The sequence below is a fragment of the Gelidibacter salicanalis genome (genome assembly GCF_016469035.1).
GTDB classification, from domain to species: domain Bacteria; phylum Bacteroidota; class Bacteroidia; order Flavobacteriales; family Flavobacteriaceae; genus Gelidibacter; species Gelidibacter salicanalis_A.
This window is the reverse complement of record NZ_JAEHJZ010000034.1, coordinates 80928-106939: the sequence shown is the minus strand read 5'-3', so window position 1 is coordinate 106939 and position 26012 is coordinate 80928. Positions and strand designations below refer to the sequence as shown.

The window sequence follows — 26012 nt, the reverse complement described above, 5'->3', positions numbered from 1 at the left end:
CAATTGCGGTGGATTATTAGATTTGTGGTTAATAAATACTCAAAAAAAATTATTAAAAAATTAATGTTTACTATGATGTTGGTCTTACCGGCACTTTTTTTAACGAGTTGTAGTGATGATGATGACGCCACTGTTGCTCCTGAAGAATCGAAAACTTTTCAATTGGCCTCTGTGTCAGATCCTGCCATCAGCGGTACAGCGAAATTCATTAAGAATTCTGATAATTCAACCACTATTGAATTACAATTAAAAGGAACGTCTAGTGGAGGCATGCATCCTGCGCACATCTATTTTAATACTGCTGCAGAAGGTGGTAATATCGCCTTAACATTAGGAACTGTTGATGGTACTACGGGATTCAGTTCAATCACCACCTCAACGTTAAAAGATAATTCTGCAATTTCTTACGAAGAGTTGTTGTCTTTTGATGGCTATATCAATGTTCATGTAAGTAATGATATAGATACTCTTATTGCCCAAGGCGATATTGGAGAGAATGAATTAACTGGTTTAGCAACCACATATCCATTGGCTTCAGTATCTAATCCAGCAATTTCAGGGAGTGTCACTTTAGAGAAGCGTGAGAATGGTGAAGCATTAGCAACAATTAAGTTGCAAGGTACTGAAGATGGTGTAGAATATCCTGCTCACATCCATACAGGTAGTGTTGCAAATGCACCTGGTGCAATTACTGTACCCTTGTCATCCGTACAAGGAAAGACTGGAATTAGTAAAACTAATATCAAAAATTTGAAGGGATCTGCGGATTTCTTTGGATACGAAAAGCTGTTGACGATAGATGGTTATGTTAACGTGCATAATCCTGTCCCCGCTGACTTAACAGTATTAGTAGCACAAGGGAATGTTGGGAAAAATAAGTAATATTAAGTTTATATCCTATAAAAACCTGACATTATTGTCAGGTTTTTTTGTGATATAATTTTCCGGAATGCCTTATCCTCAAATGCGATTTAGCCTATTTGCTTACACTTTAAACGTGGTTTTGAGTGATCCTTTAGAAATAAGATTGCAAAGTTTTAAATAGATGATATCAGGTTTGGAATACCTTAGTCACGACTTTTCAAGACATCAGAACGAACTATTCTACATGGCTTTTGCTTAAAAATTCCTGAACAATTTTCGTAACTAGCGCAGCATGTTAATGACTTTCTTGACCCCTGTGGTGGCCATTTCAGGAATTACGGTTAAATTCCCCCGACTGTCCATAGCAGGTTTGGGATCAATAAAATAAATTGGGGTGTCTTCGGGTACGTAATGCATTAAACTTGCTGCAGGATACACTTGCATAGAGGTGCCAATAATCATTAAAATATCTGCGTTTGCACAAATCTCCATCGCTTTGTCAATCATCGGTACCGCTTCTCCAAACCAAACAATGTGGGGTCTCAATTGGTGACCTTGAGGACAAGTGTCTCCTAGGTTAATATCGCCTTCATGTGCAAAGCAATTTTCTTCGTTTACAATATTTCTAGACTTTAGTAACTCCCCGTGCAAATGGATAACATTGGTACTTCCTGCGCGTTCATGCAGGTCGTCCACATTTTGGGTAACGATAGTAACGTCATAATTCTTTTCAAGTGATGCCAAATCAAAATGCGCACTATTGGGCTGTACCTCCAATAATTGTCGCCTACGCTGATTATAAAATTCCAGCACCAATTCAGGGTTATTTCTAAACCCTTCGGGAGTTGCAACGTCCATCACATTATGACCTTCCCATAAACCGTCAGCATCTCTAAAGGTTTTTAAACCACTCTCAGCACTTATGCCAGCACCAGTAAGTACAACTATATGTTTCATTTTAATTTGTTTTAAGTATTTGGGAATCAATTTTCTGACGTCGTATATTTAGTGTTTCATATCATCAGGATAAAATACCACGCAGAATTTGGCGCTACGCGTTATCTTTGTTTGATTATTTTGTTTAAATATAAACTTTTTCAATGATTGATCTTCAACTTCTAGAGCATTTAGAAACCTATCTTACACCTCAAAGGAAAGCGCGATTTGACGCGGTATTACCAAATAGAACGAAGCACTTTACCGTGGCTACGGAAGATGTGTACCAATTGCACAATACGAGCGCAGTAATACGCAGCTGTGATGTTTTTGGTATTCAGGAAGTGCATATAGTGGAAGAGCGGAATTCTAAGCGTATTGACCGAGAGATTGCGATGGGGTCTCAAAAATGGGTGGATTTACAACGCTACCATACCGTTGCCGATTGTATTCAAAATTTAAAGCACAATGGGTATCAGATTGTGGCCACAACACCACACGAGAATAACCAAGTACTTGCTGATTTTGACATCACAAAAAAGTCATGTTTCTTTTTTGGAAGAGAGACTGAAGGTCTGTCGCCAGAGGTTTTGGAAGCGGCAGATTGTTTTTTAAAAATCCCGATGGTGGGGCTTACGGAGAGTTTAAATATCTCTGTTTCAGCAGCCATTATTTTACAGTATGTGACCTATAAACTAAGACTTTCTAATGTTGATTGGCAATTGTCTGAACACGAACAGTTGGAGAAGCGATTGGATTGGGTGTCCAAAACTCTAAAAAGTTATGATAAGATTGTAGAGCGGTACTATGAGGAAATAGAAAATTAGTTTCTTTTCTTGCTTCGGCTCAATATTTTATATTCTTCATAACACTCGCTAATGGCATCCAAAATTTGGAGATCATTTGCCGTTTGAATAAATTCCCGAGAGTAGTTGCACTGACTCACAATTTCATCTAAATCAAGACGATCTAAATCGAGCAACACCATTAACATTTCTCGATCAAAGCGAGAGGCCAGCAAATTGCGGATTTCATCATCCTTTTTCATTTGCTTTAGCTTTCCTAGCTCGTTAGGCTTTTTGCCAAACATATTGTACAAGAAGTCGGCCGGGTTGAAGAGCGCACCTAAAACCTTGTTTACGGCACCCGTGTTTGTGCCAGCTTCATAGCCAGCTGTAGACAATCCTGAAATACTATATCTATAATTGGTTCTTACAGGAACTTGATTCATGTCAACCTCTAAAAACCCAGTAAGTCTTAATTGATTGACCACTACTTCTTCTAAGGCAAGTGCCAGCTCCGTCATTTCAATTTTAGTTTCACCAAATTTCAGCCAGTCGTTGGTTACTTTGACTTTGATGGATTTGTAACCTAAGAATGAAAAATGAAGCGTATCATTAGCAGTAGCTCTAATTTCAAATTTACCAAACTCATTTGTGGTTGTGCCCACAACTTGATTTAAATTGACAATATTGACACTCTCTAAAGTTTCATTGGTACTGGTGCTGTAAACCACACCTTTAATGGCCGTTGGCTCCTGGGCCACGCTGAGAAAAGAAATAAAAAGAAAAGCAGTAAGTACTAGTAGGTGCCTCATTGGTTTATTTAAGTGATAAAAGTAAGAAACTAAACTTAAAAACATATTGAATCCTTACAATTTTGATATAATATTAACTTTAAAGAATCTGCTTGTGGCATGGCGCATCTACATAATGTACCAATGCGAGATGTATATAAATAATAAAACGGAGTGANNTCACTCCGTTTTATTATTTATTATAACTGTATTAGTCAAGCGTTAGCTCACTAGTCCTTACGTCTAGAGCGTGTTGGTCTTGAAAAGCCAGCTTCTGCAGCAGGTCTTTCACTTGCGCCAGCGCGTCTATCTTTTCTGTTAGGTCCAGAGCTTTCTCCTGAACGTCTTGGTCTCGAAGCGTCAGAAGATCTACCACCTCTAAAGTCGCCTCCAGAACGTCTTTCGCTACGCGGTTTAAAATCACCACCTGAGCGTCTTCCGCCACCGCTATCGCCGCCACTAGAACGTCTTTTGTTTCTGCTTGTGCCACGGCCTTTATCTTCACTGACTTCAACATTTACAAAACGACCGTTGTGTTTGTAATCAGTAAAGAAAGCCAATATTTTTTCTTGTAAACCTTTATCGGTATTAAAGAATGAGAAACTATCCTTAACATCAACTTTAAAGACATCATCTCTTCCAAGATCTAAAATGTCTTTTAAGAAATCTTTCAAGCTCATCCAATCGAAGCCATCTTTTTGACCAACATTGATGAAGTAGCGCGAAGAATCATCATTACTACCATAATCTTTACCAAAATCGCCATCTCTATCACTTCCACGAGATTCGGCTACTGATAAATTTTTGGATTTATTGTAGTAATTAAAGAATCGTGTAAATTCTACAGAGAAGAATTTTTGAATCAACTCCTCTTTTGAAGTGTCTTCAAACAATCCGTTAATACTGGTGAGGTACTTTTCAATCTCAGGATTGATTTCAGTAGTATGGATTTTATTAGCCAAAGACATCAACTGTACTTCGCAAATTTCCATTCCGTCAGGAATTTCTTTCTTGTCAAAGCTCTTATTAATGATACGCTCAATACTTTTTATTTTGCGCAATTCACTTTTAGAAACAATCACTATAGAAACTCCAGTTTTACCTGCACGGCCTGTTCTACCTGAACGGTGTGTATACGTTTCAATTTCATCTGGCAATTGGTAATTGATAACATGCGTAATGTTATCTACGTCAATACCACGAGCAGCAACATCAGTAGCCACCAACATTTGTATTTGGTTTTTACGGAAAGAATTCATGACCATGTCACGTTGGTTCTGGCTCAAATCGCCATGCAAAGCACCAGCGCTATAACCATCTTCTATCAATTGTTCCGCTACTTTTTGAGTATCGCGTTTGGTACGACAGAAAATTACTGAGAAAATATCAGGATGCGCATCTGCCAAACGTTTTAAAGCTTGGTAACGGTCACGAGAATTCACCAAATAATATTCGTGGGAAACTTGATTGGTACTTTCGTTTTTATTTCCAACAGTGATTTCAACTGGCGAATTCATGAATTTTTTCGCAATAGTTGACACTTCTTTTGGCATGGTTGCAGAAAACAACCAAGTGTTTTTTTCTTTTGGAGAATGCGAAAGAATATCGGTGATATCTTCATAGAACCCCATATTCAACATCTCATCAGCCTCATCAAGTACGGCGTATTCAATTTTAGAAATATCAACCATATTACGGTTAATCATATCTTTCATACGCCCTGGAGTAGCAACAATAATTTGCGCACCTCTTTTAACTTCTCTTGCTTGGTCACTAATACTGGCACCACCATAAATGGCAGCAACATTAAAACCTTTACAATATTTTCCGTAGTTTTTTAACTCGTTGGTAATTTGTAAACAAAGTTCACGAGTAGGAGAGAGGATCAACCCTTGAGTGGTTCTACTATCAATGTTAATTTTTTGCAACATTGGAAACCCAAAGGCAGCAGTTTTACCTGTCCCTGTTTGTGCCAAAGCCACTAAATCAGTGTCTTGTTCTAATAAAATTGGGATTGCTTTTGCTTGGACGTCACTTGGTGTAATAAAACCAATATCGGTAATAGCTCGTAATAGGTCATCATTAAGACCTAAATCTTGGAATGTGTTCATTCGATTTAATAAGTATTCGATTATGTTCTTTGGTGTTACAACAGAAGCGAATCGACATACTTAACCTAAACTTCCAGTAACACATCCTCACCTTGAGGAAATTTTTCAAGGTGCAAATGTAAGATTTTATTTTTTAATCTCTATTACACAATAAAGTTTTATTTTGAAGTTTTTTTAATATGTTGGGCAGTCGTTGAGAATTGAATATCAATTTGTTATGGTTTTTTAGGCTCCATAAAAAGAATTTTAGCCTATTGAATTTAAGAATTTTACCAGCTGCTTAACCGCTATTCCGCGGTGTCCGATACGATTTTTTTCTTCTAAAGAAATCTCAGCAAATGTTTGCTCATATCCTTCGGCTCTAAAAACGGGATCATATCCAAAACCTTCATATCCACGTTTAGTTTTTGTGATTTCTCCAGGGCAAATACCAGTGAAGGTGTGTTGAGTTCCATTAAGTTCTAAAGCAATGACCGTTTTAAATTGCGCGTTTCTGTTGGAGTGGGCTTTAAGTTTGAGTAGTAGTTTTTGCATATTGTATTCGGAGTTGCGTTGTTCTCCCGCGTAACGTGCTGAATAGACGCCCGGCGCACCATTTAAAGCTTCTACTTCTAAACCGGTGTCATCTGCAAAACAGTCATATCCATACGTTTTTTTGATGTATTCAGCCTTTTGGATGGCATTGCCTTCAATTGTTGTTTGGGTTTCTGGCACGTCTTCAATGCATCCAATATCTTTAAGACTGAGGAGTTTAACATGTTCTGGGATAAGACGTTGAACCTCCTTAAGTTTGTTCAAATTGTTGGTGGCGAATACAAGTTCCATAATATGACTAATGTGCTACAAAAATTCAATACGTGATCGTTAAGTGTTAGAAGCATCAAAAGTAACAGAATTTATATTAATTAGAAACCTATTCTCATAATAGCAGTACCCAAGACGTATAAAAGTAATTTAATATGGCAAAAGATGCTGAATCCACGGCAATGCGTTATCCAAAATTTACTCTAAAAAGATATTTATGATTAAGCTGCTTTTTCCTTTACTGCAAATTATAGCAGCTTCATTATCAAAATATAGCCATTCACTTCATTCTTTCAAATTTAAGTAGAACTTCTCTTAATTTAGTGGTGTACTACAATAATAACCAGTGGTTTAGAATTCAATAATTAATCCTAAAATCTATAATATTATGAAAACGCTAATTATTTTGTTACTGTTTGCAGTAGCTACAACAGTAGGTCAGGCACAAGAACTGACGCATTTGGAAGAAGTGAAAGTAGAAAAAGCTCCGGCAAAGTTAAAATATTTTAAAACAAACAACCAAGTTGTAATTAAGGTTGACAGGGCTTACATTCTAGAATTTACAAAAAACCCAATTGGGTTTATGAATGACCATTTTGACATTCACAGACTAATAGCAACTTTAGACAACTCTAGAATTAACGAGTATGAGGTCACTTTAAGTAGCCAAAAAGGTTTTATGGTGGCAAATTTCGATAAAAAAGGAAATCTACTTAAAACCTATCAAAATTTTAATGATGTACTTTTACCTTATGATATGAGGAACCAGCTCTACAACTCCTATAAAGGATGGACCATGACAAAAAACAAATATAAAGCCACTACAAAAGGTGTGATTCTTAATAAAGAAACATATCGAGTGACTTTGCAATTCGGAAACCGCAAACAACATGTAAAAATTGATGGGAATAACGTCGGAACTGTTGTGGCCAGGAATTAACCAACTGTGGGAATTAAATAGGAACTAAAGGTCATCAAGCAATTTAACATTGGTTTGATGACCTTTTTCTCGGTAATACTTTTTTTTAGTATTGTCCGATAAAGCATTAAGACCGCTGCGCTTATAGTCCCGATAGCTACCGGGAAAAGAACAAAGATTTGATTATAACTGACTGAGAAACTACGTTATTCTAAATTAAATTTGCCCAATCACTCTAAGTAACATTAGTTTCAAAAAGCAAGGTGTCATTTTTTCAAAATATCGTACCAAGCTGGCTTTAACGGGATTGGTAAACTTTTTATCTTTTTTATCGGACACTCATAACTTTTTTTATAGAAAAATTAAAATATTCTTAAAAATAAGATTTAGTTTGAATAACTTTAATAAGAGATTCGTGTTTTGATTAAGAACTTATAATTTTTAAATTATGAAAGCGCTTGTTATAGATGATGAAGAACTGGCCCGGAAAAGGATAGTGAAATTGCTGGAAGCAGTATCAGAAATTGAGGTTATTGGCGAATGTTCTAACGGTAAAATTGCCATTAACACTATTAATGACCTTAACCCCGAGCTCCTATTTTTGGATATTAATATGAAAGACATGAACGGTTTTGAAGTGCTTCAAAAAGTCCAGATTTCACCCAAGCCCATTGTTGTGTTTGTTACCGCTTATGATAATTACGCTCTAAAAGCTTTTGATGTTGATGCTTTTGATTTTCTTTTAAAACCCTTTAAAGATCAGCGTTTTTTTCGAACGATAGACAAGGTTTTAAGAATTTCAAAATCAGAGGCCGATTTAAATTTCGAGACACGATTTATTGAATTGTTCAATTTGTACAACACTAAAATTGGTCGAAATGATATGACCTCTAAGATTCTGATAAAACAGGGTAAGAAAACCATCTTAATAGATCCATCCGATATCATGTATATTATTGCTTCAGGATATTACGTGGAAATATTTATTGAAGACAAAAAATTTGTGTTGCGCGAGACTTTAAAAAGACTTTTTAAAAGGTTGGACCAAAATCTTTTTTTAAGAATCCATAGGTCTAGTATTGTCAATCTTAATCACGTCAGAGAAATCGTCCATTCTGATTTTTCTGAAATAGACGCAAGAATGACCGATAATAAATTGTTGCATATCAGTAAATCCCATAAAATGGATTTTCTGGAAAGAATTGGAATACAATGAACTCAGTTAAAAGTAAAAAGCAATTTATAGACCTAAAACTCGTGTTGGTTTTAGCAGGCTTTTACGCGCTGTTTGATTTGGTTCTCATTGCCAAAGTATTGTATATGCAACATTTTGGCGAAGAAAAGATGCCTTTTTCATGGCTTGATTTTATAATTTACAACTTACTGCTCGATTACATCATTGTGGTCAGTTTTATGGTCTTAATTGCCATAAGCACCAAACGATTGTTGAATAAAAAATACGCATGGGTAAAAATCATTTCCATTCACATCATTTTTTCATTATTAATAGGTTTGGTTATAAGGATGATAATTGATTTACATGCGTTACTGACAGGTGTGTTGACCATTGAAAACTACGATTTTCAAAAAAGTATTTATCGGCTTATGTATGTCATCGATTTAAATTTCCTGATCTATTTTGCGATGGTTTCTATAATCTACACCTACTACTATCTTAAACAATTTAAAGAAGCTGAAAAAAAACAAGGTCATTTGGAATCGCAGTTGGTCAACACCAGAATGAAAATGTTAACATCGCAACTACAGCCGCATTTTTTATTCAACACACTAAATTCCATTGCTGTGCTGGTAGATCTTGATGCAGACAAAGCCAAAGACACTATAGCCGATTTAAGTGGTTTTTTGAGAGAAATTCTTTACGATAATGACAGCAACACCATCAGTCTTGAAAAAGAGCTACGGGTGCTAGAATATTATCTTAATATTCTTAATGTTCGGTTTTCAGATCACCTTCGTATAAACCACGCCATTGATGAGACTCTACTTTCAAAAGAGGTTCCGGCACTCTTGCTCCAACCAATTTTAGAAAATTCTATAAAGCACGGTTATTCCTATGATTATACCGATTTAGAAGTGCTCATAAAAATTTACTCGGAAGACAACATGTTAGTGATCATTGTCGAGAATAATGGCGCAAAGTTAAATGTGGGCCATCTTTTATTATTGAAACAAGGAATGGGTTTGTCTAATATAAATGACAGATTGAGAAATCTTTACGAGAATAACTATTTTTTTGAAGTCAGAAACAAACTTGATGGCACTGGAGTTGAGACTGTAGTTAAAATTCCTTTAAAAAAATAGCATACTATAAGAGGTCAGAGTCATGCTATCAAAATAGCGTCAGTCCGCTTTGAACTAGGGGCAACTTTAAGCATATTTTATGATTTATGTCAGCGTGCAATCCTTTTTAAACTCGTAATTTAGTCTCATAACAAAAAATAATAATCATGACAATAAACATTCAATTCGTAAATTTAGATTATAGCGATTCACTAGCTGAACATACTACTGAGAGATTAAATAAAATGGCCGAAAAATACGATTGGCTGATCAGTGCCGATGTGTTTTTTAAAGAAGAAGGTAATGAACCTGAAAAAGATAAAATTTGCAACATTAAATTGAGTATGCCAGGCCCTCAGATATTTGCAACGTCTGATGAGAAAAATTATGAAATGGCAGTGAAAGAAACTATTAGCGACTTGGAAGTTCAGCTTAAAAAGAGAAAACAGACTTATAAAACGTATTAGGAATGAGGGATTAGGAATTAGGGGTTATGGATGAGGGGGTTTGCAAATAACTGATAACCAATCTTGAGCCTTCAATTTCAAACCTCAGACCTCAGACCTCAAACCCTACCGATGATGATAAGGTTCGTTTCTTAAAATAGTAAAAGCCCGATACAGCTGTTCAATCATGAACAATCGGATCATCTGATGGGAAAATGTCATTTTTGATAATGATATTTTCCCATTTGCTTTTCCGTACACCTCTTCCGAAAATCCGTAAGGCCCTCCAATTACAAATACTACTTGTTTAAGACCGGAATTCATGTGTTTTTGTAGGTATTCTGAAAACCCTAGAGAGTCGTGCTGTTTGCCGTTTTCGTCCAATAAAATGAGTACGTCAGTAGTGCTTAGCTTCGCTAAAATCAATTCGCCTTCCTTTTGTTTTTGTTGCGCTTCACTTAAATTCTTCACTTTTTTCAGATCAGGAATGATCTCAAAGTCGAATTTGATGTAAAAACCCAAGCGCTTTTGATAATCATCTATGAGTGTTTGCAATTCTTTGTTGTCTGTTTTGCCTATGGCGAGGAGTTTTATTTGCATGGTGTAAAATTACAAATTTGTTGGGATATGGAATTTGGGATTTGTAATTTGAGTATTTCAATTTTCAATTAGTATTTTTACGTAAAATATTCCTTAAAAATGATTTCACAAGAGCAATTCAATAAAGAAATAGAAGGTATCATTTCTAATGCCATTAGAGAAGATGTTGGCGATGGCGATCATAGTTCGTTGGCATGCATTCCTGCTTCCGCAACAGGAAAAGCGAAATTATTGGTAAAGGACGATGGCGTTATTGCTGGTGTTGCTTTTGCAAAACAAGTATTTCATTACGTCGATAAAGACTTAAAAATAGAAACCTTAATTGAGGATGGAGCTGAAGTAACCCATGGCGATATTGTTTTTTATGTAGAAGGCGCATCTCAATCTATTCTTAAGGCTGAGCGATTAGTCTTAAATGCGATGCAGCGCATGAGCGCCATTGCCACCAAAACTAAGACATTTTTAGATTTGTTAGAAGGTACGGGCACCCAGATTTTGGATACTAGAAAAACCACGCCAGGAATTCGCGCTCTTGAAAAATGGGCGGTAAAAATCGGCGGTGGTGAGAACCACAGATTTGCGTTGTATGACATGATCATGCTTAAGGACAATCATATTGATTTTGCCGGTGGCATTACAAAGGCCATTACAAAAACGAAAGCGTATTTAAAGGAGAATAACTTAGATCTTAAGATTATTGTAGAAGCGCGAAATCTTGATGAAATTACCGAAATTCTTAAAACTGATGGCGTGTACAGAATCCTGATTGATAATTTCAATTATGAAGACACTAAAAAAGCGGTTGCTTTAATAGGAGATCAATGTTTAACAGAATCGTCTGGCGGAATCAATGAAGACACTGCCAGGGCGTATGCTCTATGCGGTGTAGATTATATTTCCTCAGGAGCGCTTACCCATTCAGTGTACAACATGGATTTAAGTTTAAAAGCCGTCTAAATGTCTGAAAATCCAGATGCAAATATTGAGGATGAAATCGAGAATAAACTCGAGAGAATCCCCATTTTAAATTACTTCATTAAACTGCTTAAAAATATACCGTTACCTGCTTTAGAAGGGTTGACGCTGTATTACTTTTTAAGACTTTATGGTAAGGGCATTATCAAAGGCGCAGTAACCAGTAGGGCCAGTGCCATTGCGTTTAGTTTCTTTACGGCCATTTTTCCGTTTTTGTTGTTTATTATTATCCTCATTCCTTACATCCCCGTAGTGGGATTTGAATATGAGTTTAAAGGGTTTTTGAACTCGATCTTACCACCTCAAACCTCCGATTTCTTTTTTGAGAATATCTTTCAAAACATTATGAAAGGCGAAAATGTGGGGTTAATATCCACGGTATTTCTTTTATCCATCTTTTTGATGGCTAACGGCATTAGCGCACTTTTTTCTGGATTTGAAAGCTCATACCATCAGCAGCTAACACGTAGCGTTGTCAAACAATATTTGTATTCGCTGTTTGTAGCGCTTATATTGGTTTTTTTATTGATCATTACGATTGCAGTTTTAGGATATTTTCAAATTTATGTCATTCAGCGTGTGCTCTATTTTATGGATAAGCAGGGGTACGAAACCTATGAAGAAGGGTTGTTTATGATAGCCATTGCAAAATATGTGTTTTTTGTATTTATGGTTTATATTGCTACTGCGACTTTATATTATTTCGGGACGAAAGAGGGTAAGAACTCCAAATTCTTTTCGGCTGGCGCTTTATTGACCACCATTTTGATTATCGTCTTTTCTTATTTATTTGGTATCTATGTAACCTATTTCTCAACCTATAATGAGTTGTATGGCTCTATTGGTGCCTTATTGATTTTGTTGTTTTACTTATGGTTAAATTCTAATATCCTCTTGTTGGGGTTTGAGCTGAATGCGACAATAAGACGTTTAAAAAAGTATAACGATTCTAAAAAAAAGGACCAAATCCTATCTTAATTTCGAGCATGCAACACTACATTGACGTCATCCTTCCCATTCCACTTGAAAAGTTATTCACCTATAGTATTACCGCTGCTGAATCTGAATTTCTACAGCCGGGAATGCGGGTGGCGGTTCCGTTTGGTAAAAGTAAAATCTATACGGGCTTGGTTTTTAAAATCCATCAACAAAAACCAGTGGGCTATGATGCAAAAGACATTCATCAAATATTAGATGATACACACATTACAACGCCTACCCAATTAAAGCACTGGCAGTGGATTGCAGATTATTATATGTGTACGCTAGGTGATGTGCTTAGGGCAGCGTTGCCAAATTCGTTTTTGCTTGAAAGCGAAACGATTATCAGTAAAAACCCTGATAAAATCATCAATGACGACCATTTAAAGGATGATGAATTTTTGGTTTATGAAGCATTGCACCATCAATCGTCGCTGAAAATTCAGGATTTGGTCAGTATATTGGACAAGAAAAATGTATTTCCTATTATTAATTCCCTCTTAGATAAAGAAGCCATCGTGATTCAAGAGGAAGTGTATGAAAAATACAAACCAAAATTAGTTCGTTATGTCAAGCTCAATTCGCAATACGCTGATCAGGTAAAATTGCAGGATTTGTTAGAAGAATTAAGCAGAGCACCTAAACAAAGAGACGTGGTCATGACTTTGTTTTCAATTTCTGCCCAAACAAAAAAACCTGTAAAAGTATCTGAGCTGTCCGAAGCGAGTGAGGCGTCTTCCGCCATTATCAAAACCTTAATCGACAAAGAAGTTTTAGAGGAATATCATATTCAAGAGGACCGCGTGGGGTATTCAGGAGATGCCAATGAGGATTCAAAAACTTTAAATAAGTATCAAGAAAAAGCGCTCGAAGAGATCAAACAGACTTTTGAAGAGCACCATATCACCTTGCTTCATGGTGTGACTTCTTCAGGGAAAACGGAAGTTTATGTCAAGCTTATTGAGGACGTTATTGCCACAGGAAAACAAGTGCTTTACTTGCTTCCGGAAATCGCATTGACCACGCAATTGGTCACCCGTTTGGAAACCTATTTTGGAGGCAAAGTGTCAGTGTATCACTCTAAATATTCAGCACATGAGCGCTTTGAACTTTGGCATAATGTACTAGAAAATCAGCCAAAAGCGCAGATTGTTCTAGGAGCTCGTTCTTCTATCTTTTTACCGTATCATAACTTGGGTCTGGTAATTGTTGATGAAGAACATGAAACCTCCTTTAAACAGTTTGATCCCGCGCCGCGTTATCATGCTCGCGATGCTGCTATTGTATTGGCATCTTTGTTTGATAGCAAAACCTTGTTAGGCTCCGCAACACCTAGTTTGGAAAGTTACTATAATGTGCAACAAGGAAAATACGGTCTGGTAGAAATTACACACCGTTTTAATGATGTGTTGATGCCTGAGATCGAGTTGGTAGATATTCAGGACAAGCACAAGCGAAAGCGTATGACCGGCCACTTTAGCGATCGGTTGATTGAAGAGATGACCGAAGCACTAAAGGATGGGCATCAAATTATTCTTTTTCAGAACCGGAGGGGTTTTTCGCCTATTGTAGAATGTAATACGTGCGGGCATGCGCCACAATGTTCTAATTGTGATGTGAGTCTAACCTACCATCAGTACAAAAATGAGTTACGATGCCATTACTGCGGGTATCATACCGCCATGCTGAAAACCTGTATGGCCTGTGGCAGTGTGGAATTGGATAACAAAGGATTTGGTACGGAGCAAGTGCAAGAGGAGGCGCAGGCGCTTTTTCCGGATCACAAGGTGGCACGTATGGATTTAGATACCACACGCGGCAAATTTGGTTATGAAAAAATTATTAGGGCGTTTGAGGAAAAGGAGATTGACATTTTGGTGGGGACGCAGATGTTAACCAAGGGACTCGATTTTAGAAACGTGAAACTGGTAGGTATTATGAATGCGGACAATATGCTCAACTTCCCAGATTTTAGGGCTCATGAACGCAGTTTTCAGCTGATGTTACAAGTGTCCGGTAGGGCAGGACGAACGGATGAACGTGGGAAAGTGTTGATTCAAACGTATAATCCACACCATCGCATTTTACAGCAGGTTTCTACCAATAATTATGCTGAAATGTTTAAAGAGCAAATGGATGAACGCCATAATTTCAACTATCCACCAATTTTCCGCCTGATAAAGATCACCTTAAAACATAAAGATTTTAACAAGGTAAATATCGGGGCAGAGTGGTATGCAACAGCTTTAAGACAGGTGTTTAAAAGCAATATTTTAGGCCCAGAGTTTCCGCCAGTTTCAAGAATTAGGAATCAATTCCATAAGAACATCCTTGTAAAGATTCCGCCGCAGCAATCGTTGGCAAAAACAAAAAAAGCCATGGTTAAAGTTAACAACAGCTTCTTAAGTATTAAAGAATTTAGGTCGGTTAGGGTTATTCTGAATGTCGATAATTATTAGTGAGATAGAAATTTGGAACAAATTTCGTAATCGAACTAATCCCGCTCCTTAGCGGGATCCCATCTTTAGCTTCGACAACCACTTTAGAAATTTGGAACAAATTTCGTAATCGAACTAATCCCGCTCCTTAGCGGGATCCCATCTTTAGCTTCGACAACCACTTTAGAAATTTGGAACAAATTTCGTAATCGAACTAATCCCGCTCCTTAGCGGGATCCCATCTTTAGCTTCGACAACCACTTTAGAATTTGGGCCAAATTTCGTAATCGAACTAATCCCGCTCCTTAGCGGGACCTCTTGATTGCATGTGGGGATTTCATTGTAGAGATTTGGTAACAAATTTCGCATACAATCTCCTCTCTCCCAATATTATGGAGGTGGAAAGATATTTTATAATCGGACTAAAATTTCAAATAGAAAGTTGTCTGTAATTAGCAGTGGTGATGCTTAAAAAACTGGTGGTAGTGGTCTTTTACCATTAAATATTATTCAGGGCGTCTACCAATTCAGATTTTTTGTTTCTGCTTAGCGGAATTTCATAAGCGCCAACTTCAACATTTTTACTATTAAAACGGTCTACTTTATCTAAATTGACGATATATGACTTGTGGATTCTTAAGAATTTACCTTCAGGGAGTTCTTGTTCAAATGCTTTCATAGTAGAAAGGACCACCAAGCTGTTTTCTTCAGTGACTAATTTAACATAATCTCCAAGCGCTTCAATCCATTTGATGTTCTTAATATAGACTTTACGTTTTTTTAGATTACTTTTGACAAAAATATGTTCGCCATCCGTTTCATTGAAATCTAGTTTCAGCTTATGTTGTTCTACAGCTTTTTCTACGGCAGTATTAAAACGCTCTCTAGTGATTGGTTTTTGAAGATAATCTGTGGCATCATAGTTAAACGCTTTAAACGCATATTCTGTTTTGCCAGTGACAAATATAATTTGAGGTTTGTTGTTGAGAACGTCAAGAAGCTCAAAACCATTTAGGACAGGCATCTCAATATCTAAGAAGATAAGGTCAACTTTATGGATGTTTAATCCGTTTTTCGTTTCTAATGCGCTACTATATTCTGCAATTAGGTTGAGCGCTGAATGATTTTCAATTAATTTTACAATAGATAACCGTTGTATCGCAGAGTCATCAACTACTACACAGTTTAAAGTCATAACATTTCATTTGTTTAGGTTAAGATATCGACAATACTACAAAAAATTCGGATAAAAACCAAAAAACATCGGCAAAGTGTTTAATTTAACAATGTTTTCACACTTAGAGCTGATTGTAAATTTACCTGAATATAGTTGTCAATACCATAAATAATGAGTATTTTTGCAGCCATTTTTAATTAATAAATAGAATTATATGAATCATTATGAAACTGTTTTCATCTTAAATCCCGTTTTATCTGAGACCCAGATAAAGGAAACAGTAGAGAAATACGAAGATTTTCTTGTTTCTAGAGGAGCAAAGATGGTATCCAAAGAAGATTGGGGCTTGAAAAAATTAGCTTATCCAATCCAAAACAAAAAAAGTGGATTCTACCACTTATTTGAGTTCACTGTAGATGGTGAAGTTATTAATCCTTTAGAAGTAGAGTTTAGACGTGATGAGCGTTTTATGCGTTATTTAACTGTAAAGTTAGACAAACATGCTATATCTTGGGCTGAAAGAAGAAGAACTAAAATCAAACAAAAAGCGTAATTATGTCATCGATAGAACAACAAGCTAAAGGAAAAAAAGATGGTGAGATCAGATATCTGACCCCATTGAATATTGACACCAGCAAAACTAAGAAATACTGTCGTTTCAAAAAATCTGGCATTAAATATGTTGATTATAAAGACGCAGATTGGTTATTAGGTTTTGTAAACGAACAAGGTAAATTGTTACCAAGACGTTTAACAGGGACTTCATTAAAATACCAAAGAAAAGTTTCTGTTGCAGTAAAAAGAGCGCGTCACCTTGCGTTGATGCCTTATGTAGCAGATTTATTAAAATAATTAAAACATAACTATGGAACTTATATTAAAACAAGACGTTGAAAATTTAGGATTTAAAGACGATGTTGTAACGGTTAAGAACGGTTATGGTAGAAATTTTTTAATTCCTCAAGGGCAAGCGGTTATGGCAACGGTTTCAGCTAAAAAAGTATTGGCTGAAAACTTAAAGCAACGTGCGTTCAAAGACAAACAAATTATTGAAGAAGCTCAAAAAGAAGCTGACGCAATCAAAGCATTGGATATTAAATTAACATCTAAAGCTGGTGCAGGTGCAACGGCTGGAGATAAAATATTTGGTTCTATTACCAATATTGATTTGGCAAATGCATTGAAAAACGAAGGCATTACAATTGATAAAAAGTTTATTGCTATCACTGGTGGTAACATCAAACGTTTAGGTCAATATGATGCTGTAATCAGACTTCATAGAGATGTAACTGTAGATATGACTTTTGAAGTTGTTGCCGAAGCATAATTTTAAAAACACATTTTTAAGAAGCCTCAATCCATATCTGGAATGAGGCTTTTTTCATAATTAAAAATAAATTTTTAGATGAAATATACAAGACTAACCAAAGAACAATTTGAAGAACTGCACCAAGAATTCATCAACTTTTTGGCCACACAAACAATTACGGCAGATGAGTGGACAGCTATAAAAGCCAATACACCTGAAGTTGCTGAAGAGGAACTGGATATTTTTAGCGATTTAATCTGGGAAGGTGTTTTAAAAACCGTGTCCTATATAGAACATATCTCGCCACAGCAAATGCATCTGTTTTATTTAAAAGAGAATGATATGCAATTGATTGCCGTTAAGTTGACGACAGATGTTGCCGATCTGACAACCCCTGAAGGTTTTGAATGGTTCAGAAACAATCTCTTGTCTGATGAAGTGGAGTTTCTGACGGCCACTAAAGCCTATTCTGAAGACAAAGCGCTGGATAAATTCAAACTCATCCAACAAGGTGGTGTGATCACTAAAGGCGATTTATACAAATATTTTGAGAAGCTAGTCCTAAAGTAGCCTACAGCACATTCTCTACTCTCTACTCTCTACTCTCTGCTCTCTATTCTCTGCTCTCTATTCTATTTTCTCTTATCTTAAAAAAAATCTACTCATACCGCAGCGACTCAATCGGGTCTAATTTAGCCGCTTTTACTGCTGGCAGCAACCCAGCAACCACTGCTACAATAAAAGCGATGGTAAAGGCGCTAAACATGGCTAGCCACGGTGTGGAGAACTGGAAGTTGGCGGCGGCCGAGACGCCATAGCCAATCAGTACACCAAGGATGATTCCTAAAATACCACCCAATTGCCCAATAATGATGGCTTCCATAAAAAATTGTGTGGCGATGGTTTTCTTTTTTGCGCCCAAGGCTTTCCGTACCCCGATCTCACGTGTGCGTTCTGTTACTGACACAAATAAAATGTTCATCAGTGCAATGGAGGAGCCTAGAATTGTAACCATACTGATTACCCAGGCGGCAATATATAGGTAGTCTGTAATGGAACCAATACGGTTTAGTAAATCATCACTGCGTTCTAAACCAAAATTGTTTTCTTCAATAGGATTTAGCGCTCTAATGTTTCTAAAGGTCAAAATGGCATCGTCCTGTGCGCCTTCCAACATATCCTTTTTATCGGTTTTAACACTTAAATTGTAGTTGATGTTCGGACTCGTAAAAAGTGTTCGTGCTTTTTGAATCGGAATCATCACGCGTAAATCTTGATTGTTTCCAAAAGTTGAGCCTTTCGATTTTAATACGCCAATCACTTTAAACTTGGCACCTCTTACACTAATGGTTTGGCCAATAGGATTGACATCGTCTAAAATGGCTTTTACCAAATCGCTTCCAATAACGCACAATGTGGAACTATTGTCGATATCAAAAACATTAAACTCCCGGCCCTCACCGATTTCAAGTCCGGAGTTTTGAATGAAATTTTCATTGATTCCTAACACGGTAACCTCAGGATCTGTCTTTCTATTTTCATATTTTACTTCAGCGGTTTGCGTGCCAACAAATGACACGGACACTTTGGTAAACGGAAATTGGTATTTATCCTCAAAATCCTTTACGTCTCTATAACTGATAATCGGATTCACTTTTTGAACGTCCTTTCCACTTTGTTGCTGGGTGGTAAATTCATACCGCTGAATGTTAAAGGTATTGGCGCCCATCGAAGAGAAATCGCTTGAAATTGTGTTTTCCAATGCTGAAACAGCACTCAAAATCCCCACCAACGCCGTGATGCCGATGGCAATGATCAAAACCGTCAAAATGGTGCGTAGCAGTTGGGTGCGAATGGAATTTAAGGCAATTCTAATATTCTCTCTGAATAATGAAAACATAAAAGTGTATGGTTCTTGTTAAGGTTGATAGCTATAAGACTACAAACGGTCAATAAAGTTACTATAAATTTGAAATAAGTGTTTACTATTCTCAAGTTTTCCACAGATGTCGCAGAGGTTCGCGGAGGTGATCCTAAAAATTTAGGTCAATCTGCATCATCTGTGGAAATAAATTTAAGTGCAATATTTGTTTCCCAATCATCAGTATCCGGTAAAACAGGTGAAAAGTTTGCAAACCCCTTTAAAGCGTGATCTGGTTCGAGAACTTAAAANNACTATAAGCGCAGCGATCTTGGTTCTTTATCGGACAATAATGTTTCCCAATAAATTCTCCGTAGATAACTCAAAAACGCTCCGTGAGAATCTGAGAAATCTGTTGAAGAAAATGCCAGAATAGCATTTGCACTCCGTTTTGGGTTTATATTCTTGAAATTATAATATTTTTGCAGGAGTAAATTATTAACTGAGATTCCTGCCTACGCAGGAAGATAAAACAGATTCCCGCTTTCGCGGGAAGTGAACATGGCACAAAAACCAAGCATCCCAAAAGGCACCAGAGATTTCAATCCGGTAGAAGTTGCAAAACGCAACTATATTTTTAATACGATACGTCAAAATTTTGAACGCTTCGGATTTCAACCGATAGAAACCCCAAGTTTTGAAAATTCAGATACTTTGATGGGCAAATATGGCGATGAAGGGGATCGATTGATTTTCAAAATTTTGAACTCTGGCGATTTTTTAAATAAAGCCGATCAACAGGCTTATGATGCTAAAGATTCCACTAAAATAACAAGCTCTATCTCAGAAAAAGCACTACGTTACGACCTCACCGTTCCGTTTGCAAGGTACGTCGTACAACACCAAAATGAGATCGAATTTCCCTTTAAACGCTATCAAATTCAACCGGTTTGGAGAGCTGACCGACCTCAAAAAGGCCGTTTTAGAGAGTTTTTTCAATGTGATGCTGATGTTGTCGGGTCTCAATCGTTATGGCAGGAGGTAGAATTTGTCCAATTGTATGATGCTGTGTTTACTGCCCTTAAATTAGAAGGTGTCACGATAAAAATTAACAACCGTAAAATATTATCTGGTATTGCTGAAGTAATTGGCGCCCAAGATAAATTGATCGATTTTACCGTTGCCCTCGATAAATTAGACAAAATAGGTGAGGAGAAGGTCAAAGAAGAAATGTTGGGGAAAGGCATTGCGCAAGCTGGCATTGACCAATTGCAACCGCTGTTCAGTCTGTCAGGGTCTTTTGAATCGCAAATTGCCCAATTAAAAACTATTCTATCTACCTCAGAAGAAGGTAAAAAAGGGATTGAAGAATTGGAATTTATTGACAAAGCCATTTCAGAATTAAAGTTGCACACCGCAAGCTTGCAATTGGATGTAACCTTGGCACGCGGACTCAACTATTACACAGGTGCTATATTTGAAGTAGCCGCTCCAAAAGGGGTAGACATGGGATCTATTGGTGGTGGTGGTCGGTATGATGACCTTACTGGAATTTTTGGATTGAAAGACGTCAGTGGTGTAGGCATTAGTTTTGGATTGGATCGCATCTATTTGGTTTTGGATGCTTTGAATTTATTTCCGGAGACCATAACGAATACGGTAAAAGCTTTGTTTATCAATTTTGGTGAGACCGAAGCAATGGCGAGTATGAAAGCCATCAAACAATTGAGAGCGAACGGCATCAATGCTGAATTGTTCCCTGATCATAAAAAGGCCATCAAGCAGTTCAATTACGCTAACAAACGCAACATTCCAAACGTAGTACTGGTAGGCGAATCTGAATTGCAATCAGAAACTTTTACGCTTAAAAACATGGCTTCGGGAGAACAGCAGTCGGTAGATCTGAAAACACTAGTGGCAGTTCTGAAACAATTGTAAAATGGTATTTTCAAAATTTTGACTATTGGGTCACGTGAATAAACGATCAACTCACTATCGAGGGTTTTATAGTGGCATTGTCCACTGCACGGTCAAAGGCATTCTAAATTTTGTGCTGTTTTTTGATCAGAAGTGGTGATCAAATATGTTGAAACCCACATCAATGTTGGTATTGTTAGTGCTTCTTGTTTTATTTTCAAAATCATCAGTGTCCGGTAAAACAGGTAAAANNCTGCCGGCGAGGCAGGATCTTAATTCTTTATCGGACAATAATGTTTCAAAATGAATTTCTACGCTAGGATCGATGTTGTTAACAAGTTAAAGACTGATTCTGTAGTTTGCCAAGTGGATCAACCATGGCTCTTACTCCGCTCCATAAAAAAATTAAATTGAAGCTAACTAATTCAGCTTAACTTTCTATTTTTAACTTTTTCGAGATAGAGCATTATTTTAAGGCAATCTTAACTCTGCTCAGTACATTTGGAGAAAGCACAACACGAGAAAAACACCATATAATCATCACCTATGAAAATACTCCATACTTCAGACTGGCATATTGGAAAACAGTTGCATAAAATCGATTTAACACCCGATCTGGACTTGTTCTTCGATTGGTTGCTAGACACCATCAAGAAAGAGGACATCGATTTATTGCTAGTTTCTGGTGATGTGTTTGATCAAGCTAATCCTTCACAAACGGCCCTTAAACAGTATTATAGATTTCTAATGCAAATGATAGGTACAGAATGTAAAATAATCATAACGGGAGGTAATCATGATTCGGCATCAGTTTTAAATGCTCCAAAGGAAATATTGAGTTATTTAAATATTGATGTTATTGGTGGCGCACCTGAAACCGTAGAAGAACTATTCTTTAAGTACACTAAAGGAGAAGAACAAGTAGTCATTGCAGGCGTTCCTTTTTTAAGGGATAAGGATATTAGAAAGTCGGTTGCCGGAGAAACATATAGTGATAAAATAGAACAGATTAAAGCAGGCATTCAATCTTATTTTTTAACTATCAATGCACATTATAATCAGCATTTCCAAGGATGTTGTTTTATTGTTATGGGGCATTTGTATGTGCAGGGTGCCCAGGTATCTGATAGCATGAGGGACATTCAAATAGGGAATCAGGCAGGTGTTAAAGGGACTGTTTTTGGTGAAGAACCTGATTATGTTGCCTTAGGCCACATTCATAAACCCTATGCCGTTTCCACATCCAGAAACGTGCATTATTCAGGCTCACCGGTATGTTTGAGTTTTAGTGAAAAGGAAGAAATAAAGCAAGTCAATATTATTTCAGTACAGGCTAAGAACATAGAGGTGAAAATTGTACCCATACCAAAATTCAGAAACTTAGTAGTCTTTCAAGGCACACTTGAAGAGGTTAAAATACAGTTGAAGGATTATAAAATGAGTACACAATTGGTGTCGTTAGCAGAAATTATTGTGAATGAACCTAATGAAAGTGTACAGATCAGACGAGATTTGGACGACTTATTGGAAACTTATACTAACGAAGACCTTATCATCATCAAATCCAAATTAAATTTCACCAATAAAATCAGAGGTGCTTCAGAAGCGTTTCAACCTGGCATAAGTGTAGCCGATGTGAGTCCGATGGAAATGTTTGAAAAAAGACTCGAGTTGGATGGGCAGCAAGACGATTCCGAAGAACTAAAAAATGCGTTTCGTCAAATTTTAGAAGAACTTAACTTATAGGTTATGAAAATCAGCAAAATCAGTTTTAAAAATATTCATTCACTTCGCGGCGAACATCATATTGATTTTTTATCGGGACCATTGGCTGAAAGCGGATTGTTTGCAATAACCGGTCCCACAGGTTCTGGAAAATCGACACTCTTGGATGTGATTACCTTGGCACTCTATAATAAAGTGCCCAGAATAGGGGCTATCAGCAAATCAGTTATTGACGGTGAAGGTGGCATAATGACCAGAAATGCCCAAGATTGTTATGCCGAAGTGGAATATATCGTCAAAGGGAAAATCTATCGGTCGCACTGGTCTATAGAACGAAATCGGAACGATAACCTCAACGATAGAAAGCAGGAAATTATTGATGTGGTAACGGGCGTTATAATCGAAAGTGGCAAGGCTTCAGTACCGGCAAAAAATGAAGAATTAATCGGGTTGAGTTATGATCAATTCGTTAAAGCCATGGTGCTGTCTCAAGGGCAATTCAGTAAATTATTGAAGGCAAAAAGAGATGAACGCAATAAATTACTTGAGGACATTACCGGGGCTAAAGACTACAGAGCTATTGGTGCCGCTGTATTCAAGAAATTTAAGACGGCATTGGAAGCTTGTAAAGAACAGGAAATTAGATTGGGCGAAATTGAGTTGATTTCTGAAGAAGAAAAGAAAGCCTTAGGCCATCAAGAACAGATGCTTAGCAAAGGAAAGGAAAGCCAAAAGAAGGCCATTGAGGTTTTAAAAGTAGAGATTGAGCATCGAAATGGCATTTTTAAACAGGAGACCATTTTAGCGGCCAATGAGAAATTACAAAAGGAGTTAACACTTGCTCTTGAAAGCTTTAAAAAAGAGGAACATCTCTTAGAAAACCATATAAAGTATGTGGGTCACAATGCGCTCATTTCTAATTTTGAACAGAAAGATAAGGCACTTCTTGAGACCGCCACAGAACTTAATCGGCAAAAGATTACTGAGGAAACGGTTTTAAAGGATAAAGCTGATTTATTGAAAATGGCATCCTCTATTTTTGGGGAAACGGTAGCGGCAGAACAGTATGTGGATCACCTAACACAGCTTCGTCAACAGGTCAATACCTTAAAAGAGGAAGAAAACCTGGCGGTGGCTCAGGCTAAACTCCACGAAAGACAGATAAAGACTATTCTTTTGGATGTCAACAGTGGTACTGTAAGAATTCCTTTTAATGAAGATCCTATTCAATTTAATAAAACGATCCATCCTGTTGAAGAAAAAATCCAGCAGTTTCTAAAATCTGCTCAAATTGGTAACGACGAAGAATTGGCTGAAAAAGAAGCCCGTTTTAAGAAGAAATTACTTTTAGTATCTGACTTAAAAATCGCATTTACCCATTACATATCGGAATTAAAAAATAAAAGTTTAAAAGAAGCTGAATTAAAACGTAGTAAGGAACTGGTTGAAACCTATCAGGCTCAGCTCAAAAAACTAGAAGAAGAACTCAAACCTTTAGAGCTAGAGGTAGAAAAACTGGTAAAGTCAGAAGAAACACGTAAACAGCATCAAAGTTTGGAAGCACACCGAAGTGCCTTGGTAGAAGGGGAGGCTTGTCCGCTCTGCGGGGCATTGGAGCATCCTTTTGCAACACATAAGCCGCATTTTGATTTCCAAGCAGAAATTCTAAAATCGAAACAAGATTTACTGGTTTCGAAACGCGAATTAAAGATTTCAACGCAGGCGAATTTAAAAAATGAGCAGGAAAAAAGTACCGTTTTAAATAAAGCCATCATTGAACAGACTGAGGCTATAGACCCTAGATTTAAAGACATTGGTACACTTTGCAGTGCGCTTAAGGTTGAATTTGTCCAAAACGATGATGCTATTGTAGCATTAGAAAAAACGGTTAGTAGCCAACTGCAACTTGTAGAGCAAGTTAAAAAAGCCTTCGGATTAAGAAAATTGTTGGAGAACTTAAAGCAGACCACAGCTCAGTGGATTACAAGTTCAGATCTGAAAGTAAAAAAAGAGGCTGTACGTAAAAAACTATATGCTGCTGAGGATATTGATATTAAAGTACAGTCGTTGCTAAGCAGATGGACGCAGACCCTCGAAAAAATAAGACATACCAGTCTACTGATTTCAGAACTTACTACTAAAGTGAAGTCCATATCAGAAGAAAGAGTTCTTTTTGAAAATCAGTTACAGCGCATTTTAGAGGCAGAGCGTATAGACAGTATCCCACAATTAAAGGCCTTTATCCTTTCTGAAGGAAAAGCAGAAGAGATCCGACAGAAAAAGCACAGGTTTCAATTGCAACAGGAACGTTTAAAAACTGAAAAAGAAAGTGCCCAAAAGGAAATTGATACGTTTAAAACAGTGGTAAAAACCACCGAGCCTATTGCTGAGTTGCAGGCTGAATATCACAAACTAGAGGAAGAGTTCAGCAGTTTAAACGAAAAAATTGGCGCTATTAAAACCCAATTGGAGACTGATAAAAAAGCTAAAGAAAAACAGCGTTTGCTGGCGTCAAAATTAAAGGACCTGAAAAAAGAAGAAGCGTTGTGGAAAACCATGAATGGGTTGATTGGAGATGCCAATGGGAAACGATTTTCTAATTTTGTACAAGACCTTACCCTTGAACAGCTAATTGGTTATACAAATTTACGATTGCAGGATTTAAGTGATAGATATCGGGTGGATATCCCAACTGCAGATGAAGCAGATAAAAATGATTCCTTAAAAGTATTTGATAGTCATCAGGGCGATGCCCGACGATCCATCAATACGCTCTCTGGTGGAGAAACCTTTATGGTGAGTTTGGCAATGGCGTTTGCCTTATCAGATTTGGCGGCGAAAAACGTCAAGATTGAATCTATTTTTATTGATGAAGGTTTTGGAACTTTAGATCCTGATACCTTAAATCAGGCCATAACCATACTGGAGAAGATGCAAAATGAAGGTGATAAATCTATTGGGGTCATTTCGCATGTAGAGGCCTTGAAAGAGCGGATTTCTACCCAAATACGATTAGAAAAAACGGGGGCAGGCTATAGTACGGTTGAAATTGTTTCAGGTTGATTGGGGGTG

At 37.0% G+C, this 26012-nt stretch carries 23 protein-coding genes; 16 read left to right on the top strand and 7 right to left on the bottom strand.

Features of this window, described 5'->3' with window-relative positions; genetic code table 11:
* Window positions 1–72 precede the first annotated feature (72 nt).
* Window positions 73–882, top strand: coding sequence for a hypothetical protein (locus tag JEM65_RS14155; protein ID WP_233530666.1), 810 nt, complete (start codon window positions 73–75; stop codon window positions 880–882).
* A gap of 264 nt (window positions 883–1146) precedes the next feature.
* On the opposite strand, the gene JEM65_RS14150 is transcribed toward JEM65_RS14155, so the two are convergent.
* Window positions 1147–1821, bottom strand: a complete 675-nt coding sequence (locus JEM65_RS14150; RefSeq protein ID WP_199600752.1) for an SIR2 family NAD-dependent protein deacylase — start codon at window positions 1819–1821, stop codon at window positions 1147–1149.
* Window positions 1822–1964: 143 nt separating this feature from the next.
* Here JEM65_RS14150 and JEM65_RS14145 point away from each other — a divergent pair, with 143 nt between their 5' ends.
* The gene (locus tag JEM65_RS14145; RefSeq protein ID WP_199600750.1) at window positions 1965–2627 is read left to right on the top strand and encodes a TrmH family RNA methyltransferase; all 663 of its coding nucleotides are present in this window, start codon (window positions 1965–1967) and stop codon (window positions 2625–2627) included.
* Here JEM65_RS14145 and JEM65_RS14140 read toward each other — a convergent pair.
* From JEM65_RS14140 to JEM65_RS14130, 3 genes are all read right to left on the bottom strand, one after another.
* Entirely contained in the window at window positions 2624–3397 is a 774-nt protein-coding gene (locus tag JEM65_RS14140; RefSeq protein WP_199600748.1) for a carboxypeptidase-like regulatory domain-containing protein, read from the bottom strand. The genes JEM65_RS14145 and JEM65_RS14140 overlap by 4 nt on opposite strands.
* Before the next feature lie 209 nt (window positions 3398–3606).
* Window positions 3607–5487, bottom strand: a complete 1881-nt coding sequence (locus tag JEM65_RS14135) for a DEAD/DEAH box helicase (RefSeq protein WP_199600746.1) — start codon at window positions 5485–5487, stop codon at window positions 3607–3609.
* Window positions 5488–5733: 246 nt separating this feature from the next.
* Window positions 5734–6312: a non-canonical purine NTP diphosphatase gene (locus JEM65_RS14130; protein ID WP_199600744.1), complete on the bottom strand. Its 579-nt coding sequence runs from the start codon at window positions 6310–6312 to the stop codon at window positions 5734–5736.
* Between the two features lie 367 nt (window positions 6313–6679).
* Here JEM65_RS14130 and JEM65_RS14125 point away from each other — a divergent pair, with 367 nt between their 5' ends.
* The 4 genes from JEM65_RS14125 to hpf all read left to right on the top strand — a co-directional run bounded on the left by JEM65_RS14125 (window position 6680) and on the right by hpf (window position 9978).
* Window positions 6680–7231: a hypothetical protein gene (locus tag JEM65_RS14125; protein ID WP_199600742.1), complete on the top strand. Its 552-nt coding sequence runs from the start codon at window positions 6680–6682 to the stop codon at window positions 7229–7231.
* Window positions 7232–7658: 427 nt separating this feature from the next.
* Window positions 7659–8426 (top strand): LytR/AlgR family response regulator transcription factor, encoded by a 768-nt coding sequence (locus tag JEM65_RS14120; protein ID WP_199600740.1) that lies wholly within the window; start codon window positions 7659–7661, stop codon window positions 8424–8426.
* Window positions 8423–9532, top strand: a complete 1110-nt coding sequence (locus tag JEM65_RS14115; protein ID WP_199600738.1) for a sensor histidine kinase — start codon at window positions 8423–8425, stop codon at window positions 9530–9532. The genes JEM65_RS14120 and JEM65_RS14115 overlap by 4 nt, the downstream gene beginning before the upstream one ends.
* A gap of 146 nt (window positions 9533–9678) precedes the next feature.
* Window positions 9679–9978 carry a ribosome hibernation-promoting factor, HPF/YfiA family gene (gene hpf, locus JEM65_RS14110; RefSeq protein WP_199600729.1) on the top strand — a complete coding sequence of 100 codons (300 nt, stop codon included), beginning with the start codon at window positions 9679–9681 and terminating at the stop codon, window positions 9976–9978.
* A 105-nt stretch (window positions 9979–10083) separates the two neighbouring features.
* Here hpf and rlmH read toward each other — a convergent pair whose 3' ends face one another.
* The gene (gene rlmH, locus JEM65_RS14105; RefSeq protein ID WP_199600722.1) at window positions 10084–10557 is read right to left on the bottom strand and encodes a 23S rRNA (pseudouridine(1915)-N(3))-methyltransferase RlmH; all 474 of its coding nucleotides are present in this window, start codon (window positions 10555–10557) and stop codon (window positions 10084–10086) included.
* Window positions 10558–10656: 99 nt separating this feature from the next.
* On the opposite strand from rlmH, the gene nadC reads away from it, so the two are divergent.
* The 3 genes from nadC to priA are packed head-to-tail and all read left to right on the top strand — an operon-like array spanning window position 10657 to window position 14972.
* Window positions 10657–11514, top strand: a complete 858-nt coding sequence (gene nadC / locus JEM65_RS14100; protein ID WP_199600720.1) for a carboxylating nicotinate-nucleotide diphosphorylase — start codon at window positions 10657–10659, stop codon at window positions 11512–11514.
* Window positions 11515–12510: a YihY/virulence factor BrkB family protein gene (locus JEM65_RS14095; RefSeq protein ID WP_233530665.1), complete on the top strand. Its 996-nt coding sequence runs from the start codon at window positions 11515–11517 to the stop codon at window positions 12508–12510.
* 8 nt (window positions 12511–12518) lie between these two features.
* A complete protein-coding gene (priA, locus tag JEM65_RS14090; RefSeq protein WP_199600711.1) occupies window positions 12519–14972 on the top strand; it encodes a replication restart helicase PriA in 2454 nt (817 codons plus the stop codon).
* A 478-nt stretch (window positions 14973–15450) separates the two neighbouring features.
* Here the strand turns inward: priA and JEM65_RS14085 are convergent, their stop codons facing one another.
* Window positions 15451–16146 carry a LytR/AlgR family response regulator transcription factor gene (locus JEM65_RS14085; protein ID WP_199600709.1) on the bottom strand — a complete coding sequence of 232 codons (696 nt, stop codon included), beginning with the start codon at window positions 16144–16146 and terminating at the stop codon, window positions 15451–15453.
* Window positions 16147–16342: 196 nt separating this feature from the next.
* Between JEM65_RS14085 and rpsF the strand changes: the two genes are divergently transcribed.
* The 4 genes from rpsF to JEM65_RS14065 all read left to right on the top strand — a co-directional run bounded on the left by rpsF (window position 16343) and on the right by JEM65_RS14065 (window position 18007).
* On the top strand, window positions 16343–16681 hold the full coding sequence (rpsF, locus tag JEM65_RS14080; protein ID WP_199600707.1) for a 30S ribosomal protein S6: 339 nt from the start codon (window positions 16343–16345) through the stop codon (window positions 16679–16681).
* Window positions 16682–16683: 2 nt separating this feature from the next.
* Complete coding sequence (gene rpsR / locus JEM65_RS14075; RefSeq protein ID WP_033961670.1) at window positions 16684–16980, top strand: 30S ribosomal protein S18; 297 nt, start codon at window positions 16684–16686, stop codon at window positions 16978–16980.
* Window positions 16981–16993: 13 nt separating this feature from the next.
* Window positions 16994–17455, top strand: a complete 462-nt coding sequence (gene rplI / locus JEM65_RS14070; protein WP_199600705.1) for a 50S ribosomal protein L9 — start codon at window positions 16994–16996, stop codon at window positions 17453–17455.
* A 78-nt stretch (window positions 17456–17533) separates the two neighbouring features.
* Window positions 17534–18007, top strand: coding sequence for a DUF6495 family protein (locus JEM65_RS14065; protein ID WP_199600703.1), 474 nt, complete (start codon window positions 17534–17536; stop codon window positions 18005–18007).
* A gap of 88 nt (window positions 18008–18095) precedes the next feature.
* Here JEM65_RS14065 and JEM65_RS14060 read toward each other — a convergent pair whose 3' ends face one another.
* The gene (locus JEM65_RS14060) at window positions 18096–19337 is read right to left on the bottom strand and encodes an ABC transporter permease (RefSeq protein ID WP_199600701.1); all 1242 of its coding nucleotides are present in this window, start codon (window positions 19335–19337) and stop codon (window positions 18096–18098) included.
* Between the two features lie 522 nt (window positions 19338–19859).
* Between JEM65_RS14060 and hisS the strand changes: the two genes are divergently transcribed.
* The 3 genes from hisS (at window position 19860) to JEM65_RS14045 (ending at window position 26003) form a co-directional block, all read left to right on the top strand.
* Window positions 19860–21236 (top strand): histidine--tRNA ligase, encoded by a 1377-nt coding sequence (hisS, locus tag JEM65_RS14055; protein ID WP_199600698.1) that lies wholly within the window; start codon window positions 19860–19862, stop codon window positions 21234–21236.
* 525 nt (window positions 21237–21761) lie between these two features.
* Window positions 21762–22961: an exonuclease subunit SbcD gene (sbcD, locus tag JEM65_RS14050; RefSeq protein ID WP_199600696.1), complete on the top strand. Its 1200-nt coding sequence runs from the start codon at window positions 21762–21764 to the stop codon at window positions 22959–22961.
* A gap of 3 nt (window positions 22962–22964) precedes the next feature.
* Complete coding sequence (locus JEM65_RS14045; RefSeq protein ID WP_199600694.1) at window positions 22965–26003, top strand: AAA family ATPase; 3039 nt, start codon at window positions 22965–22967, stop codon at window positions 26001–26003.
* The last annotated feature ends 9 nt before the right edge of the window (window positions 26004–26012 follow it).